This is a genomic window from Pseudomonas corni (assembly GCF_057128765.1).
Map to the genome: position 1 here is coordinate 780,602 of NZ_JBSKHW010000001.1, position 17,920 is coordinate 798,521.

Sequence of the window (17,920 nt, forward strand, 5' to 3'; positions counted from 1 at the left end):
ATTCGCCGGTTTTCCGTCGCCGGCCCTTGGAGAGATTAATGCGTAGCCTGCTGTTAGTAGTAGCGCTGTTGGCTTTGGGTGGGTGCATGCACGTCAGTGATCTGGCGCAAGGCGCCCACGACGAACTCAGTGATGCGGGGCTGCTGGATCACAGTTCAACTCGCCGCATTAGCAATTGGCGATTGCAGCCCGACTCCTTCATTTATATCGCTCAAGGCGCCTTCGTGCCGCCGGGCGGCGCTTACCCCCGGCCTAACGTCGTTGCTGAAGAAGCTTTCAAAGGCTTCGTCGAATATTTCCCGATGGTCCGCAAGGCGCGAGGCCCTGAAGGACTCGATGAAGCGATGAATGAGGCACGCAGCGCAGGCGCCCACTATCTGCTGTACACCCGATTTGCACGCGCAGACGACCGTATCGGTAACTTTGATGAATGGTCCGACCAGGAAGCCCTGGATCGCCTGGGCATCGACAGCGGCGTAATTCAGCTAATGCTGATCGAAACCAACACTCGTTATCTGATCGACTCGGCGCGCATCCACAGTCGCGGCGGATTGCTCACGCTGTACGACACCAAGCCCGAAGATTTGCTTGGTCCGCCTATGGAAGACTACGCTCGTAGCCTCATCGGTGTAGAGCGTCGCTAAGGAGCAACTATGAGTGGCCCGGGCAAAGCCAATGATTTATTGGCGCAGATCCCCAGCTCTGGCAAAGGCTTACCGCCTGTGCATCTGTGGAATCCGGATTTTTGTGGCGATATCGACATGCGTATCGCCCGTGACGGAACGTGGTATTACCTGGGCACGCCCATTGGCCGCAAACCTATGGTGCGGTTGTTCTCGACCATCATTCGCCGCGACGGCGACACGTACTTTTTAATTACGCCGGTTGAGAAGGTAGGCATCACGGTCGATGACGCGCCCTTTGTGGCGGTGCTGCTGGACGTACAGGGGGAGGGTGAAACGCAAGTGCTGCGCTTTACCACCAACGTCGATGACGTTGTCGAAGCCGGCCCCGAGCACGGGCTGCGGGTCAGCATCGATTCGGACAGCCAAGAGCCAGCGCCTTATCTTCATGTTCGCACTAATCTTGAAGCGCTGGTCCACCGTAACGTTTTCTACCAACTGGTGGATCTTGCGGTCACGCGCGAGATCGACGGCCAACGATGGCTTGGGGTCTGGAGTGGCGGCGAATTTTTCAAAATTGGGCTGGAGCCCTGACTCAACATCCTACGCAGGGCGCCTGCATTGCTTCGCCAGTTCAATTGCCTGGCGGGTACTCGGCGGTTAAAGTGCCGCTCCCCGATTTTCCTGAGGTTTTTGCATGAGTCAGTCCTTTGATATCGCCGTTGTTGGCGCCACCGGTACTGTCGGCGAAACCATCGTCCAGATTCTAGAAGAACTCGAGTTTCCGGTAGGGGCGCTGAATTTACTCGCCAGTGCCGAATCTGCGGGTCACTCGGTGCCGTTTCGCGGCAAGAACGTACGCGTGCGTGAAGTCGATGAGTTCGATTTTGGCAAAGTACAGCTGGCGTTTTTCGCCGCAGGTCCCGCCATTACGCGCAGCTATTCCCCCCGAGCCACTGCCGCTGGCTGTGCGGTGATCGATCTGTCTGCGGGCCTCTCGGTCGAGCAAGCGCCCAATATCATTCCAGAAATCAACGCCGCGCTCTTGGCTGGCTTGGTCAAGCCGTATCAGGTGGCCTGCCCAAGCCCGAGCGCTGCGGCCCTTGCGCTGATCATTGCGCCGTTGCGGGCGGTTCTGGATATACAGCGAGTGAGCGTGACTGCTTGCCTGGCAGTGTCGAGCCAGGGCCGCGAAGGCGTGACCGAGCTGGCGCGACAAACCACCGAGCTGCTGAATATCCGTCCGCTGGAGCCGAAGGTTTTTGACCGGCAGATGGCGTTCAATGTGCTCGCTCAAGTAGGTACACCGGACGCAGACGGCCATGTTGCGCTGGAAAAACGTTTGGTCGCCGAGTTGCGCGAGTTGCTTGCGCTGCCTTTACTCAAGGTTTCGGCGACCTGCATCCAGGTGCCAGTGTTCTTCGGCGACAGTTTCAGCGTTTCGTTGCAGACCGCAGGCCCGGTAGACGTAGCAGCGGTCAGTGCGTTGCTTGACGCTGCAGATGGCATCGAACTGGTAGATGCCGGTGATTACCCGACGGCGGTTGGCGATGCCGTAGGACAGGACGCCGTCTATGTAGGACGTTTACGCCAGGGGATCGACGATGCGTCTGAACTTAATTTCTGGATCACGTCTGATAATGTGCGCAAGGGCGCGGCGCTGAACGCTGTGCAGGTCGCGCAATTGTTGATAAAAGACGTTGTGTAAAAGATACTTGCCGACAATTCGAAGAATCATTCTAGCTGCGGCGTGATGACACGCCCTACGCCCTAGCAGGCTTTATCTTCTCGGTTGCCGGGGAATTTTTAAACAAGGGATGGGCTATGGTTCAGGTTCGTAAACTGGTATTAGCAATCGCTACGGCTTCGGCGCTGTCATCTGGCATGGCAAACGCGCTCGGGCTCGGTGGTCTGACCGTCAAGTCGACGCTCAATCAACCGCTGCTTGCCGAGATCGAGCTGACACAAGTGCAGGACCTGAACGCTGCGCAGGTAGTGCCCAGTCTGGCCACCTCAGCGGAATTTGCTCAGGCCGGTGTAGGGCGCACGGCTATCCTTGATGACCTGACGTTCACCCCGGTGATCAACGCTGGCGGCAAAAGCGTACTGCGCATCACCTCGACCAAACCGGTTCGTGACCCCTACGTAAAATTCCTCGTGCAAGTGCTCTGGCCCAATGGCCGTGCGCTGCGTGAGTACAGCCTGTTGCTTGATCCGCCGAAATTCTCGCCGGAAGCCGCAGCGGCTGCTGCCCAGCTTCCATCGACTGCGCCAGCAGCGGCGCCAGCGCAAACTCAGCCTGCTACTCCGACTCCCGCGCCGCCTGTGGCCGAGCCTGCCGCGCCGACTGAGCCGAAGCTGGTTCAATACACAACGCTCAACAACGACACGCTGTGGGAAATCGCCGAGCGCGTGCGTAACGGTGGCACCGTCCAACAGACCATGCTGGCGATCCAGGCGCTGAATCCGGATGCGTTCATCGCCGGCAACATCAACCGCCTGAAGAAGGGTCAGGTGCTGCGCCTGCCAAGTCCTGCCGAATCAACGGCCATGCCGCAGCCCCGGGCGATTGCCGAAGTTGCTGAACAGAATCAGGCCTGGCGCCAGGGGCGTCGTCTGCCAAGTGGCAGCCGTCAGGTCGATGCTACCCGCCGTGACCGCCCAAGCGCAGCGCCGACCCAGATCGACGCCGCCGATAATCTCAGCCTGGTTTCCGCCGATAACAAGGCCGCCGCCAAGGGCAAAGCCGGTGACAACGCAGAGCTTGCAAGCAAGCTGGCGACGACTCAGGAAAGCCTGGACACAACGCGCCGCGACAACGATGAACTGAAAAGCCGAATGGGCGACCTGCAAAGTCAGGTCGACAAGCTGCAGCGCCTGATCCAGCTGAAGAACGATCAATTGGCAAAAATGCAGGCAGCCGGCGCAGCAGTGCCAGCTCCTGCGATTGACCCCAATAGCACCGTCAGCCCCAACAGTGTCACCAATCCCAATAACGCTGCCAATCCTGCGGCGCCAGCCAACTCGGCAATGCCGGCGGCGATTGTTCCCGCAGCTCCCGCCCCCGATGCGTCTGGCAAGCCACCTAACGAAATTGCCCCGGAGGATGCGCTGCCAGTCGATGGCGCCACCGTCACCGGTGCCACGCCTGATCAGCCATTGGCCGTTACGCCTGTGGCCCCGGTTGAAACCGCCGATTCCAACAACCCGTTCAACCAGCTACTGGCTAATCCATTGCTCCTGGGATTGGTGGGTGGCGGGGCGCTGTTGATTCTGTTGTTGCTCCTGCTGCTGTTGGCACGTCGTCGCAATGCGATGGCCGAAGCCGAAAAGCATCGACAAATGGCCCGGGCGTTGGCTGAAGAGAATGAGTTCGGGTCCGATCTGGATTTGCAGGAAAACAGTTTCGAAGGCCTTGAGGTACCCCCCTCTGGCCCAAAGCCTTCGCCGGCGCCGACCGTAGTCACCGCGCCGGTCCGCGAACATCCGGCTGACGCGCTCGTTCAGGCTGAAATCCACCTTGCTTACGGCCGCATCAATCAGGCAGTCGAGCTGCTCGAAGAAGCCATCCACGAAGAGCCACAGCGCAGCGACCTGCGTCTGAAGCTGATGGAGTTGCACGCCGAACAGGATAATCAGGCCGAGTTCGTAGCCCACGAACGCAAGCTCATCGCCACAGGTCAGAATCACGCCGAAGTCGAAGAACTCAAAAGCCGTTATCCATCCATGGCCTCCGCAGCAGCTATCGCCGCAGCAGGCGCCGCCGCTGCTGTCTTGGCTTCCCAGCGTGACGAGCAGTATGTGCAGGACTTGCTGAAGGACGAGCCGACCGAAGCTGAGCCTGCGTCGATCGTGCCACCAGCAGCAGCTCAAGCGCCGGTCGAAGAGCCTGACGATTTCGACACGGCATTCGACCTGAGCCTGGACGAACTGGAAGCTGCGTCGCCGACCCATGTCGAGGATCGCTCTACTGAGTTGCATCTCGATGATCTTGAGCTGGATGCGCCATTGGCCGTTTCAACGCCTCAGGAGCTGGATTTCGACGCGATCCTGCGTGAGCAAACCGAGGCCGCCGAAACCAAGCCCGACGACCTGTCCGATTTCGACCTCAATCTGTCCGAGGATCAGCCTTCATTAAAGGCCGAGGACGATTACCTGCTGGGCATGGAAGATGAGCTGCGCGAGTTGCCCGCGTCCGACGCAGGCTTGGAGTTGGGCGGCGCGCAACCCGCTTCGCTGGCTGATGACGACCTGGAACTGCCAGCGGACTTCGACTTGTCCCTGGCTGACGAGATCGAAACCGAGCAGGCGTCGGCTGCTTTTGCTTCGGAGATCGATGACGTCAATGCCGAGCTTGAGCGCCTCTCGCAAAGTCTGGAGCAGCCACCGATCCCCAAGCCGTTCGACGACGCTCCGACCTTCACTGAGGACGATGCGCTGTTGGACGAAGACGAGCCTGAATTCGATTTCCTTTCAGGTACCGATGAGGCGGCAACCAAGCTTGATCTGGCTCGGGCCTACATCGAAATGGGTGATGCCGATGGCGCTCGCGACATTCTCGACGAGGTCGTGGCAGAAGGGGATGATGGGCAGATCACCGAAGCGCGCGAAATGTTGTCGCGACTGGTCTGATCTTCAACTGTGTGACGTAAACGACCGCTTCGGCGGTCGTTTGCATTTGTAGACCAAGCGCGTGGCGTCTTTTTTTTGTCGCCGTATAATGGCCGCCCTTCGCGCACACCGACAGGCTTTAAGTTCTTGGCAACTACAGACACCGAGCCACAAACGGCAGCCGCCGAAATGGCGGCTGAAGGTTTTTTCCGAATCGCATTGGGCGTTGAATACAAAGGTTCACGCTACAGCGGCTGGCAGCGACAGGCGTCCGGAGTGACGACTGTGCAGGAAACCCTTGAAAACGCTTTGTCCAAAGTAGCCGATTCCCCGGTCAGCCTGATGTGCGCTGGTCGCACCGACGCTGGTGTTCATGCCTGTGGCCAAGTGGTGCATTTTGACACCCAGGCCGTGCGCACGATGAAAGCCTGGACCATGGGTGCCAACATCAATCTGCCCCATGACATCAGCGTCACCTGGGCGAAGGTGATGCCGGCAGATTTTCATGCGCGGTTCAAAGCCATTGCCCGACGTTACCGCTACGTGATCTACAACGACCAGATCCGCCCGGCGCACCTGAATCAGGAGATCACCTGGAATCATCGCCCGCTGGACGTCGAGCGTATGGCGCTGGCGGCCGAGTATCTGGTCGGCACCCACGATTTCAGCGCATTTCGTGCAGGGCAGTGCCAGGCCAAATCCCCTATCAAGCAATTGCATCACCTGCGGGTTACCCGTCACGGCAAGATGATCGTGATCGACATCCGCGCCAACGCGTTTCTGCATCACATGGTGCGTAACATTGCCGGTGTGTTGATGACCATCGGGGCAGGGGAGCGGCCTGTTGAATGGGCGAGTGAGGTTTTGGAAAGTCGGGTGCGTCGTACCGGTGGCGTGACGGCCCATCCTTTCGGCCTGTATCTGGTTCAGGTCGAGTACCGCGACGAATTTCCGTTGCCTGAGCGCTACGTCGGGCCGCACTTTCTGACAGGCTTCGCTGAACTTGACGGCTGACGCCCGGAAAAGCATTTGCTAACATCCGGCACTTTACGAAAAGACCTGAGGTTTCACGACATGTCAGCCGTTCGCAGCAAGATCTGCGGGATTACCTGCATAGAAGATGCGTTGGCAGCCGTTGAAGCCGGAGCCGATGCCATCGGTTTCGTGTTTTATCCAAAGAGTCCGCGTGCAGTCACTGCAAAGCAGGCCAAGGCAATCATCGCGGCATTGCCGCCGTTCATCTCTACCGTTGGCTTGTTCGTCAACGCCAGCGCCTGCGAGCTGAACGAGACACTGGATGCAGTCCCGCTGGACTTGCTTCAGTTTCATGGCGACGAAACGCCAGAGCAATGTGAGGGCTATCATCGTCCCTTCATCAAAGCGCTGCGGGTCAAGGCCGGTGACGACATCGCCGCAGCCTGCAAGCTGTACTCCAAAGCCAGCGGTATCCTGCTGGACACCTACGTCGAAGGCGTGCCGGGCGGGACCGGCGAAACCTTCGACTGGGCGCTGATCCCTAAAGGGCTGAGCAAACCCATTATTCTGGCTGGAGGTTTGACCTCAGCTAACGTTTCCCAGGCTATCGCGCAGGTGCAGCCCTACGCAGTCGATGTCAGCGGCGGCGTCGAAAAGAGCAAAGGCATCAAAGATCACGACAAGATTCGCGCGTTCATGAGTGCGGTCCACGGCGCCTGAAGCCAGGCCCGGGCCCCAGGTTGGGATCGCGATGTGACGGTCGGCACGCAGTTGCCGTCCACTAGCCTGCTGCCGCAGTTTGCGGGCAGGTCCGATTGAATGAGCGAAGACGTTCTGCGTCTCGTGGCAACAAGGTTGAGGGCGGCGGTTAAAGGTGCAAGTGCGGCAGGTCAGGCTTCGAGCCGATCGCTGCAACGAACCAATGAACGCTGCACATGAATTTAGCTCAAGGGCATGCGCGTGGCATTTACCGCCACAGCGTTCGAGCCACCGGTATTGGAGAAAGAAAGCATGAGCAACTGGTTGGTAGATAAGCTGATCCCTTCGATCATGCGTTCCGAGGTCAAGAAGAGCTCGGTACCTGAAGGCCTTTGGCACAAATGCCCTTCGTGCGAGGCGGTGCTGTATCGACCAGAGCTGGAAAAGACCCTGGACGTGTGCCCCAAGTGCAACCACCACATGCGCATCAATGCACGTTCGCGCCTGAATATCTTTCTGGACACCGAAGGTCGCGACGAAATCGGCGCCGATCTTGAGCCGGTCGACCGCCTGAAGTTTCGTGACAGCAAAAAATACAAGGACCGTCTGACCGCCGCCCAGAAGCAGACCGGCGAAAAAGACGCGTTGATTTCCATGAGCGGCACCTTGCTGGGCATGCCGGTCGTCGCCGTTGCCTTCGAGTTCTCCTTCATGGGCGGTTCCATGGGCGCCATCGTCGGTGAGCGCTTCGTTCAGGCCGCCAATTACGCTCTGGAAAAGCGCTGCCCGATGGTCTGCTTCGCAGCTTCCGGTGGTGCGCGGATGCAGGAAGCCCTGATCTCCCTGATGCAGATGGCCAAGACTTCCGCTGTGCTCGCGCGCTTGCGTGAAGAGGGTCTGCCGTTCATCTCGGTACTGACTGACCCGGTTTACGGCGGTGTTTCCGCCAGTCTGGCGATGCTGGGCGACGTGATCGTTGCCGAGCCAAAGGCGCTCATTGGTTTCGCCGGTCCGCGCGTTATCGAGCAGACGGTCCGTGAAAAACTGCCAGAAGGCTTCCAGCGCAGCGAGTTCCTGCTGGAGCACGGTGCGATCGACATGATCATTCATCGTCAGGAACTGCGTCAGCGCCTGGGCAATGTCCTGGCTCAGATGATGGGCTTGCCGACGCCGAAGTTCATCGCACCAAAAATCGAACCTATCGTCGTTCCGCCTGTTCCGGCCAACATATGACCCAACGCTCTCTGGCCGAATGGCTCGCGTACCTCGAGCAACTGCATCCTTCGGCCATTGACATGGGGCTGGACCGTTCTCAACAAGTGGCGCTCAAGCTCGGGCTTACCCGGCCCGCGCCACGAGTGATCACAGTCACCGGCACCAACGGCAAAGGCTCCACCTGCGCCTTCGTCGCCCAGCTGCTTCAAGCTCAAGGGCTGAAAGTCGGCGTTTACAGCTCGCCGCATCTGCTGCGCTATAACGAGCGCGTGCAAGTGCAGGGCGTCGAAGCGACCGATGCGCAGCTGTGCGACGCGTTCGCCGTGATTGAACAGGCGCGCGGCGACATTTCCCTGACCTACTTCGAAATGGGCACCCTCGCAGCGTTCTGGCTGTTCGAGCAGGCGGCGCTGGACGCTGTGGTGCTGGAAGTCGGGCTAGGGGGGCGTCTGGACGCGGTGAACCTGATCGATGCCGACCTGGCGTTGGTCACCAGCATTGGCGTCGATCACGCTGAGTGGCTGGGCAACACACGCGAATCCGTGGCTTTCGAGAAGGCCGGAATCTTCCGGGAAGGCAAGCCTGCCTTGTGCGGCGATCTCGATCCGCCTGCGCCACTACTTGAACGCGCCCAGGCGTTGAGCTGCCCGCTCTCATTGCGGGGCCGCGATTTCGATCTGACGCTCCACGGCGACGCTTGGGACTGGTCCGGCACCGACATTCAGGGCCAGCGCGTTGAGCTGTCGAATCTGCCGCTGCTCGATCTGCCGATGCAGAACGCCGCTCTGGCACTTCAGGCCTATCTGTTGCTGAACATGCCCTGGCAAGAGGATGCCATCCGGACCGCTCTGCTTTCCACCCGCGTCACGGGCCGCCTGGATCGTCGATCGTTTCAGTGGCAGGGCAAGTCACTCAATCTGCTGCTGGATGTCGGCCACAACCCTCACGCTGCGTATTTTCTCGCCGAGCGCCTCTCGCAACGGCCTGTTGCCGGCAAACGTCTGGCGGTGTTTGGTCTGCTGAGCGATAAGGATCTGGTCGGCGTGGTGACTGCGTTGGCGGACAGCATGCAAAGCTGGGCGGTGGCGCCGCTGCCGACCCCTCGAAGCCTGTCTGCCGAGGAGATTGCCCATGCCTTGCAGAACCTTGGCGCCCAAGTGACGTCCTACCCGAGTATCGCGCTGGCACTTGAAGCGCAATGCGCACACGCGACGGCCGACGATGAGATCGTGCTGTTCGGGTCTTTTTATTGCGTAGCCGATGGCCTGGAATGGTTGAATCGGCACGTCACGGAGGAAGTGGCAAATGGCTTTGCTGGATAAGGCTTACAAGCAGCGAATGGTCGGCGCCCTGGTGCTGGTCGCGGTGGCAGTGATTTTCCTGCCCATGCTGTTCTCGCGTCAGGACGAAGCACGTCATGTGCAAGTCGATGCGCCTGCCGCCCCGCAAGCGCCCGTTGCGTCTCAGGTCAAAGTCGATCCTGTGAGCGTGCCTGAACAACAGCCTCTGCCTCAGGAACCGGTGCCGACGGACGAAGATTTGTCGCCGAGTAATCAGCCGCCTTCCATGCCGATCGCACCTGCGCCGAACAAGGCGGTTTCCCAGCCAGCGGCGACAGCCAAGGCCGCGCCAACGCCCGCGCCCGCCGCCGTGAAACCTGCTCCGGCACCGGCCCCAGTGCCAGCCGCACCCGCTGCGTCTGCCACAGACAGTAAAGTCGATGCCAACGGCCTGTCGGTCAGCTGGTCGGTTCAGTTGGCAAGTCTGTCCAATCGGGCCAACGCCGACAACCTGCAGAAAACCCTGCGCACCCAAGGCTACAACGCCTACATCCGCACTTCGGACGGGGTGAACCGGGTGTTTGTCGGTCCGCTGATCGAGCGCGCTGAGGCGGATCGTCTGCGTGATCAGCTCGACAAACAGCAGAAGCTCAAGGGTATCGTCGTGCGCTTCCAGCCTGAGCGCCGGTAGGTCCGGCATTACGCCCGTGGGAGCGGACCTGTCCGCGAAGAGGCCGGTCCAGCCGACAGATATTCGGTGACGGGAATGCACCTTTCGCGGACAGGTCCGCTCCCATGCAATTGCTGGAGACGGCTATTCATTGATTAAGTTAATCAAACCCCACTGAAATCCCCGCTTACCGGCAGGGCAGCGCTCTGCTAAAATGCGCCGCCTTATCCGTCTGTAGGCGTGAACGTGCCATTTACTCCGGTTGACTGGGCGATCCTTGCGATTGTCGCCATCTCTGCCTTGATCAGTCTCAAGCGTGGCTTCGTAAAAGAAGCACTGTCCTTGCTGACCTGGATCATCGCCGGAGTGGTTGCCTGGATGTTCGGCGGGTCACTGTCGCAGTATCTGGTCAATTACATCGAAACACCTTCGGCACGCGTGATTGCGGGCTGCACCATTCTTTTTGTCGCCACCCTGCTGGTCGGCGCCATGGTCAACTTTCTGATTGGAGAACTGATACGCGTCACCGGGCTGTCCGGGACCGATCGTTTTCTGGGTATGGTCTTCGGCGCGGCGCGCGGAGGCCTGCTGGTTGTAGTGGCGGTCGGGCTGTTGAGCCTGGGGCCGGTACAACAGGATCAATGGTGGCAGCAATCGAAGCTGTTACCGCAATTTGTCATGGTCGCTGACTGGTCGAAAAACCTGATTCTCGGGATGTCCAGCAAGTGGCTAGCCAGCGGAATCAGCGTACCTGTTGATATTCCGTTCAAGGATCACCTCCTGCCGCCTATAACGCCGCAGGAAGTGCTCGGTAAATCCAGTTCCACTAAGTAGGGGTTGTGTCGCATGTGTGGCATCGTCGGTATCGTCGGCAAGTCGAACGTCAATCAGGCGCTGTATGACGCGCTCACCGTCCTCCAGCACCGCGGCCAGGACGCTGCCGGTATCGTGACCAGCCACGACGGCCGCTTGTTCCTGCGTAAGGACAACGGTCTGGTTCGTGATGTGTTCCATCAGCGCCATATGCAGCGTCTGGTCGGGCACATGGGTATTGGTCACGTGCGTTACCCAACGGCGGGCAGCTCGACTTCGGCCGAAGCTCAACCGTTCTACGTCAACTCGCCTTATGGCATCACCCTGGCCCACAACGGCAACTTGACCAACGTCGAGCAGCTGGCCAAGGAGATTTACGAGTCTGATCTGCGCCACGTCAACACCAACTCAGATTCCGAGGTGTTGCTCAACGTCTTCGCTCACGAGCTGGCCGTTCGCGGCAAGCTGCAACCGACCGAAGAAGACATCTTCGCCGCCGTGACCGACGTGCATAACCGCTGCCGTGGCGGTTACGCCGTGGTCGCGATGATCACCGGCTACGGCATTGTCGGGTTCCGCGACCCGGATGCCATTCGCCCGATCGTCTTCGGTCAGCGTCACACCGACGAAGGCGTCGAGTACATGATCGCCTCCGAAAGCGTCGCCCTCGACGTGCTCGGCTTCACCCTGATCCGTGACCTTGCGCCTGGCGAAGCGGTGTACATCACCGAAGACGGCAAGTTGCACACTCGTCAGTGCGCCACCAATCCGAAATACGCCCCGTGCATTTTCGAACACGTCTATCTGGCGCGTCCGGACTCGATCATCGACGGCATCTCGGTGTACAAGGCGCGTCTGCGCATGGGCGAGAAACTCGGCGACAAGATCCTGCGCGAGCGCCCGGATCACGACATCGACGTGGTCATCCCGATTCCCGACACCAGCCGTACTGCCGCTCTCGAGCTGGCTAACCATCTGGGCGTGAAGTTCCGCGAAGGCTTTGTGAAGAACCGCTACATCGGCCGTACGTTCATCATGCCGGGTCAGGCTGCACGGAAAAAATCCGTACGCCAAAAGCTCAACGCCATCGAGCTTGAGTTCCGCGGCAAGAACGTGATGCTGGTGGACGATTCCATCGTGCGCGGCACCACCTGCAAGCAGATCATTCAGATGGCTCGCGAAGCTGGCGCCAAGAACGTGTATTTCTGTTCAGCGGCCCCGGCCGTGCGTTTCCCTAACGTCTACGGCATCGACATGCCGAGTGCTCACGAGCTGATCGCTCACAACCGTTCAACCCAGGACGTGGCCGACCTCATCGGTGCCGACTGGTTGATCTATCAGGACTTGAATGACCTGATCGAAGCGGTTAGCGGCAGCAAGAAGATCAAGATCGACAACTTCGATTGCTCGGTCTTCGACGGCAAGTACGTGACCGGTGATATCGACGAGCATTACCTGAACAAGATCGAGCAGGCGCGTAACGACGCCTCCAAGGTCAAGACTCAGGCGGTGAGCGCGATCATCGATCTGTACAACAACTAATTCAGACAAGGAGTAGACCGCATGACTCAGGAATGGGATGCCGGTCGACTGGACAGCGACCTTGAAGGCGTGGGTTTCGATACCCTCGCTGTTCGCGCTGGTCAGCACCGTACGCCGGAAGGCGAGCACAGCGATCCGTTGTTCTTCACCTCCAGCTACGTGTTCCGCACGGCGGCAGATGCGGCAGCCACCTTTGCCGGTGACAAGCCGGGCAACGTCTATTCGCGCTACACCAATCCGACCGTGCATTCGTTCGAAGAGCGTATTGCCGCGCTGGAGGGTGGTGAGCAAGCCGTCGGGACTTCGACTGGCATGTCAGCCATTCTCGCCACCGTCATGGCGTTGTGCAGTGCTGGCGATCACGTCCTGGTCTCCAAAAGCGTGTTCGGATCGACCATCAGCCTGTTCGAGAAATACTTCAAGCGCTTCGGCGTGGAAGTTGACTACGTACCGCTTGCCGAATTGTCGGGCTGGGACGCGGCGATCAAGCCGAACACTAAAATGCTGTTCGTCGAATCGCCGTCCAACCCGTTGGCTGAACTGGTCGATATTGCTGCGCTGGCTGAAATCGCTCACGCCAAAGGCGCGCTGCTGGTGGTGGACAACTGCTTCTGCACCCCGGCGCTTCAGCGTCCTTTGCTGATGGGCGCAGATGTGGTGACACATTCCGCGACCAAGTTCATCGATGGCCAGGGCCGGGCGATGGGGGGCGTGGTGGTGGGGCGTGCCGAGCTGATGAAAGAAGTGGTCGGTTTCCTGCGCACCGCAGGGCCGAGCCTGAGCCCCTTCAACGCCTGGTTGTTCCTCAAGGGTCTCGAAACCCTGAACATCCGCATGCGCGCCCATTGCCAGAGCGCGCTTGAGCTGGCGCAGTGGCTTGAGCAGCAGGATGGCATCGAGAAAGTGCATTACGCAGGTCTTGAAAGCCATCCACAGCACGAACTGGCCAAGCGTCAGCAAAAGGCGTTCGGTGCGGTGGTCAGCTTTGAAGTCAAAGGCGGCAAAGATGGCGCCTGGCGCTTCATCGATGCCACGCGTCTTATCTCGATCACCGCCAACCTGGGTGACACCAAGACCACGATCACGCATCCGAGCACCACGTCCCATGGCCGCCTTTCGCCGCAGGAACGTGAAGCCGCTGGTATACGCGACAGCCTGATTCGGGTTGCTGTGGGGCTGGAAGATGTCGCTGACCTCAAAGCCGATCTGGCCCGTGGTCTGGCTGCGCTCTGATTGCTGATCGTGGGTACTGATTGTGAGTGAGTACGCGATGGAGGCCGCCGCTGTTCACAATGGCCGGGTTGCACTGGTCACTGGGGCGGCGCGCGGCATCGGTCTAGGCATTGCGGCCTGGCTGATCACTGAAGGCTGGCAAGTGGTGCTGGCCGACGTTGACCGCAAACGCGGTCCGCTGGTGGCTGACGTGCTCGGTGAGAACGCCTCGTTCGTGGTCATGGACGTCGCCAGCGAGGAGCAAATCGCCGCTGGCGTTGCTCATGTGCTCGGCATGTTTGGCCGTCTAGACGCGTTGGTGTGCAACGCAGCGGTGGCCGATCCGCACAATACCGTTCTGGAAAGCCTGGATCTGGCCCACTGGAATCGGGTGCTGGCGGTAAACCTCAGTGGCCCCATGTTGCTCGCCAAGCATTGCGCGCCGTACCTGCGCGCTCATTGCGGCAGCATAGTCAATCTGAGCTCCACTCGCGCCCATCAGTCCGAGGCAGACACCGAAGCCTACGCCGCCAGCAAAGGCGGGGTGCTTGCCTTGACCCACGCGTTGGCCATCAGTCTGGGGCCAGAAGTGCGGGTCAACGCCGTAAGCCCCGGCTGGATCGATGCACGTGATCCTTCGGCGCGCCGCGCCGAGCCGTTGTCGGACAGCGATCACGCCCAGCATCCGGCGGGCAGGGTGGGGACGGTGGAAGATGTCGCCTCGTTGGTAGCCTGGCTGCTGTCACGCAATGCCGGTTTCGTGACAGGGCAGGAGTTCGTGGTGGACGGCGGCATGAGTCGCAAGATGGTCTATGCGTAGAAGCAGCTACAAGCTGTCAGCTTCAAGCTGCAAGTAAAAGCGAGCCCCCGTGGCTCTTTTTTTTTGCTCTGCGGCTTGAAGCTTTCAGCTTGCAGCTTGAAGCTGTATTTCTGCTGATGTTAAAAAAACTTCAAGCAGGCTATTGACTTAGCTTCGTCACCTGCGTAAATTTCGCGGCCTCAACGAAGCAAAGGGTGATTAGCTCAGCTGGGAGAGCAGCTGCCTTACAAGCAGCGGGTCGGCGGTTCGATCCCGTCATCACCCACCATCGTTGAGAGCTACAGGTTGAAACTTTCAAGTTTCAGCAGGACGAAAGTCCACCGACGCGCAGCGGTAGTTCAGTCGGTTAGAATACCGGCCTGTCACGCCGGGGGTCGCGGGTTCGAGTCCCGTCCGCTGCGCCATATTGTCAAGATCGGGTTTTCCCGGTCTTCGATTGAAAGCTTAAGGCTCTCAATCAGGGTTACACGAAACAGGCACTTGAAGCCGGTTTCAAAGATTCAAACGGACGCAAGTCCGAGCGATACGCAGCGGTAGTTCAGTCGGTTAGAATACCGGCCTGTCACGCCGGGGGTCGCGGGTTCGAGTCCCGTCCGCTGCGCCATACATCGCTTCAAGGCCTTGCACTCCTTGAAGCCACAGAGAGAGCGACCTTAGGGTCGCTTTTTTTGTGCCTGTCTTTCCGGTGTGTCTTACCGAAGCCTGATGTCAGTGCGATGCAGTGCTGCAGATTTCATCGAGAAGTGACACTATTGCCGGCTTGTTATTAGCGGCTCGGCACGCTGCCTGATTTTCGTTTTCTGGAGAGCTGGACAATGGGCATGAACCAAACCATCACTGTGATTCCGCCAGGCGTACCGTTGACCGGCCATGTATCGCCTCCGGGATCGAAGTCGATCACTAACCGCGCCTTGCTGCTGGCGGCCTTGGCCAAAGGCACCAGCCATCTGCGCGGTGCGCTGAAAAGCGACGACACCCGGCACATGTCCGAGGCGTTGCGGCAGATGGGCGTGACCATTGATGAGCCGGACGACACTAGCTTTGTGGTCACTGGCACCGGCCAGCTACAAGTTCCGAACGGTCCTCTGTTTCTCGGCAATGCCGGGACTGCCGTGCGCTTTCTGACGGCTGCTGTATGCACCGTCGACGGCAGCGTGACGCTGGACGGCGATCACTACATGCAAAAACGCCCGATTGGCCCGCTGCTCGAAGCGCTGCGCAAAGGCGGCCTTGACGCTCAAAGCGCGACCGGCTGCCCACCTGTGGTCATTCAGGGCACTGGCTCGGTTACGGCCACACGGTTCGAAATCGATGGCGGCCTGTCCAGCCAATACGTTTCTGCACTGTTGATGGTGGCCGCTTGTGGCGATGCGCCCATCGACGTCGCGCTGACCGGAAATGAAATCGGCGCCCGTGGCTACATCGATCTGACGTTGGCTTGTATGCGTGCTTTCGGCGCAGAGGTCGAGGCTGTAAACGAAGGGCTGTGGCGCGTGTTGCCGACCGGTTACACCGCGTGCGATTACCAGATCGAACCCGATGCGTCCGCCGCCACCTACCTGTGGGCCGCCGAAGCGCTGACAAGCGGCAAGATCGATCTGGGCGTCGCGGCCCAAGCCTTTACCCAGCCTGACGCCAAAGCGATGGACGTCATCGCGCAGTTCCCGAACATGCCTGCGGTCATCAACGGCTCACAGATGCAGGACGCGATTCCTACACTGGCGGTACTCGCTGCCTTCAACGAAACGCCGGTGCGCTTCGTCGATCTGGCAAACCTGCGGGTAAAAGAGTGTGACCGTGTGCAGGCGCTGCACGATGGGCTTAATCAGGTACGTGCAGGCCTGGCGAGCGTGGAAGGCGATGATCTTCTCGTCGCGTCCGATCCCGGCCTTGCCGGCACTAACAGCCACGCGCTGATCGACACGCACTCCGACCATCGAATCGCCATGTGTTTTGCGCTGGCGGGGCTGAAAGTCTCGGGCGTGCGCATTCAGGACCCGGAGTGCGTCGGCAAGACCTACCCAGGCTACTGGCGCGCGTTGGAGTTTCTCGGCGTGCGACTGGAGCACGGTAGCGTTTGATTTGTATGGCTTCTGTGGACAGAGCGGGCCAGCGCTGATGCTGACCCGCCTGTCCTGTTGTATCCGGATGGTTGCAAACTGTGCGTTGATCCTGCGCCATCGATGTTGCAGACTTACCGACGCTTTCTCTGCTCGGCAGTTCTGCCGGCCGTTTTCCTCCAGGATGTTCGATGTCTAAATTACTGAGCTTTCGTACCGCATGCTGGGCGATCGCCCTGCTGGCCGTCGCAGGCTGCTCGTCCAAGAAGCAGACTGTCTACGAGCATGAAAATTTTGACGACGCCGGGACATTCTCGCGCAAGTACCCAGTAGCTGATTCGGCCACGTGCGAGGCGGCGCGTCGCGCATTGTTGAGCCAGGGCTACATCATCACCAGCAGTGACCCGAAAATCATCAGCGGTCACAAGAGCTTTCAGCAGACCGGCGAAACCCACATGGAGATCAGCTTCAATGTGGTGTGTGCAGCAGATGGTACTGAGAACAGCGCCACAATCTTCGCCAACGCCCTGCAAGATCGTTACGCCCTGAAGAAGGTGAACAATTCGGCGAGTCTGGGTGTGGGTGTGCTGGGTTCGGTATCGATGCCGATCGGCTCTACCGACGACTCAATGGTCAAAGTTGGAAGTGAAACGGTTGCATCGCCTAAGTTTTACGACCGTTTCTTCGCGCTGGTGGAAAATTTCCTTCCTGCGGAAGTGAAGAAAACCGCGCACATCGAAGAGAAGCCCAAGACCGATCTGGGTATGCCGGAAGTTCCAGCCCAGGCGCCCAAGCCAGCAGCATTGATTGAACAAACACCAGCTCCTGCGGCCCCAACCGCGCCTGCTGCCACCACTCCAGCCGCTGCTACGCCTGCGGTCACCCCGGCGCCATTGGCAACCCCGGCGACCGAGCCCGCACCCGCGGCGGGGCAGGGCAGCGAACCGATGCCAGCACCGAGCGAGCCAGACGCGTTTACGCCTGAGGCCGCAACGCCGGAAACCTCGCCGGCGGTCGAACCGGCGCCAAGCACAGCGCCGTCAACGGAAACGGCGCCTGTTCAGTAATCGCGGAACACTGATTCTCCTGTAGGAGTGAACTTGTTCGCGAGACGGCCCACCTGACACGCCGCACCGTCGCCTCGCCAACAAGTTGGCTCCCACAGGGGAGGGCGGAACATCGATTCTCCTGTAGGAGCGAACTTGTTCGCGAGACGGCCCACCTGATACGTCGTACCGTCGCCTCGCCAACAAGTTGGCTCCCACAGGGGAGCGCGGAACACTGATTTTCCTGTAGGAGCGAACTGGTTCGCGAGACGGCCCGCCTGATACGTCGCACCGTCGCCTCGCCAACAAGTTGGCTCCTACAGGTTTCGTGCTAGCCGAGAAAGAGCTTGTACG

15 protein-coding genes and 3 tRNA genes are annotated in these 17,920 nt (G+C 59.7%); all 18 read left to right on the forward strand.

The window, feature by feature from the left end; genetic code table 11:
• Positions 1–38 precede the first annotated feature (38 nt).
• The 18 genes from ACWKV9_RS03565 (at position 39) to ACWKV9_RS03650 (ending at position 17,587) form a co-directional block, all read left to right on the forward strand.
• The gene (locus ACWKV9_RS03565) at positions 39–644 is read left to right on the forward strand and encodes a DUF4823 domain-containing protein (RefSeq protein WP_483834689.1); all 606 of its coding nucleotides are present in this window, start codon (positions 39–41) and stop codon (positions 642–644) included.
• A 9-nt stretch (positions 645–653) separates the two neighbouring features.
• Complete coding sequence (locus ACWKV9_RS03570) at positions 654–1,217, forward strand: DUF1285 domain-containing protein (RefSeq protein ID WP_483834690.1); 564 nt, start codon at positions 654–656, stop codon at positions 1,215–1,217.
• 103 nt (positions 1,218–1,320) lie between these two features.
• Positions 1,321–2,331, forward strand: coding sequence for an aspartate-semialdehyde dehydrogenase (locus ACWKV9_RS03575; protein ID WP_483834691.1), 1,011 nt, complete (start codon positions 1,321–1,323; stop codon positions 2,329–2,331).
• Between the two features lie 116 nt (positions 2,332–2,447).
• Positions 2,448–5,255, forward strand: a complete 2,808-nt coding sequence (locus ACWKV9_RS03580) for a motility hub landmark protein FimV (protein WP_483834692.1) — start codon at positions 2,448–2,450, stop codon at positions 5,253–5,255.
• Between the two features lie 168 nt (positions 5,256–5,423).
• Entirely contained in the window at positions 5,424–6,248 is an 825-nt protein-coding gene (gene truA, locus ACWKV9_RS03585; RefSeq protein ID WP_483834735.1) for a tRNA pseudouridine(38-40) synthase TruA, read from the forward strand.
• Between the two features lie 60 nt (positions 6,249–6,308).
• Positions 6,309–6,929: a phosphoribosylanthranilate isomerase gene (locus ACWKV9_RS03590; protein WP_483834693.1), complete on the forward strand. Its 621-nt coding sequence runs from the start codon at positions 6,309–6,311 to the stop codon at positions 6,927–6,929.
• Positions 6,930–7,220: 291 nt separating this feature from the next.
• Complete coding sequence (gene accD / locus ACWKV9_RS03595) at positions 7,221–8,141, forward strand: acetyl-CoA carboxylase, carboxyltransferase subunit beta (protein WP_483834694.1); 921 nt, start codon at positions 7,221–7,223, stop codon at positions 8,139–8,141.
• The gene (folC, locus tag ACWKV9_RS03600) at positions 8,138–9,445 is read left to right on the forward strand and encodes a bifunctional tetrahydrofolate synthase/dihydrofolate synthase (protein ID WP_483834695.1); all 1,308 of its coding nucleotides are present in this window, start codon (positions 8,138–8,140) and stop codon (positions 9,443–9,445) included. Before accD ends, folC begins: the two co-directional genes overlap by 4 nt.
• Positions 9,429–10,094: an SPOR domain-containing protein gene (locus ACWKV9_RS03605; protein WP_483834696.1), complete on the forward strand. Its 666-nt coding sequence runs from the start codon at positions 9,429–9,431 to the stop codon at positions 10,092–10,094. The genes folC and ACWKV9_RS03605 overlap by 17 nt, the downstream gene beginning before the upstream one ends.
• Before the next feature lie 225 nt (positions 10,095–10,319).
• Positions 10,320–10,907: a CvpA family protein gene (locus ACWKV9_RS03610; protein WP_483834697.1), complete on the forward strand. Its 588-nt coding sequence runs from the start codon at positions 10,320–10,322 to the stop codon at positions 10,905–10,907.
• Positions 10,908–10,919: 12 nt separating this feature from the next.
• Positions 10,920–12,428 carry an amidophosphoribosyltransferase gene (gene purF, locus ACWKV9_RS03615; protein WP_483834698.1) on the forward strand — a complete coding sequence of 503 codons (1,509 nt, stop codon included), beginning with the start codon at positions 10,920–10,922 and terminating at the stop codon, positions 12,426–12,428.
• Between the two features lie 21 nt (positions 12,429–12,449).
• Positions 12,450–13,661: an O-succinylhomoserine sulfhydrylase gene (locus ACWKV9_RS03620; protein ID WP_483834699.1), complete on the forward strand. Its 1,212-nt coding sequence runs from the start codon at positions 12,450–12,452 to the stop codon at positions 13,659–13,661.
• Between the two features lie 37 nt (positions 13,662–13,698).
• On the forward strand, positions 13,699–14,460 hold the full coding sequence (locus ACWKV9_RS03625; RefSeq protein WP_483834700.1) for an SDR family oxidoreductase: 762 nt from the start codon (positions 13,699–13,701) through the stop codon (positions 14,458–14,460).
• A 192-nt stretch (positions 14,461–14,652) separates the two neighbouring features.
• Positions 14,653–14,728, forward strand: a tRNA-Val gene (locus ACWKV9_RS03630).
• A gap of 59 nt (positions 14,729–14,787) precedes the next feature.
• Positions 14,788–14,864 (forward strand) — tRNA-Asp (locus tag ACWKV9_RS03635).
• A gap of 123 nt (positions 14,865–14,987) precedes the next feature.
• A tRNA-Asp gene (locus ACWKV9_RS03640) sits at positions 14,988–15,064 on the forward strand.
• A gap of 211 nt (positions 15,065–15,275) precedes the next feature.
• Positions 15,276–16,541, forward strand: a complete 1,266-nt coding sequence (locus tag ACWKV9_RS03645; RefSeq protein WP_483834701.1) for a 3-phosphoshikimate 1-carboxyvinyltransferase — start codon at positions 15,276–15,278, stop codon at positions 16,539–16,541.
• A gap of 170 nt (positions 16,542–16,711) precedes the next feature.
• Entirely contained in the window at positions 16,712–17,587 is an 876-nt protein-coding gene (locus tag ACWKV9_RS03650) for a DUF2242 domain-containing protein (protein ID WP_483834702.1), read from the forward strand.
• Positions 17,588–17,920: the final 333 nt, after the last annotated feature.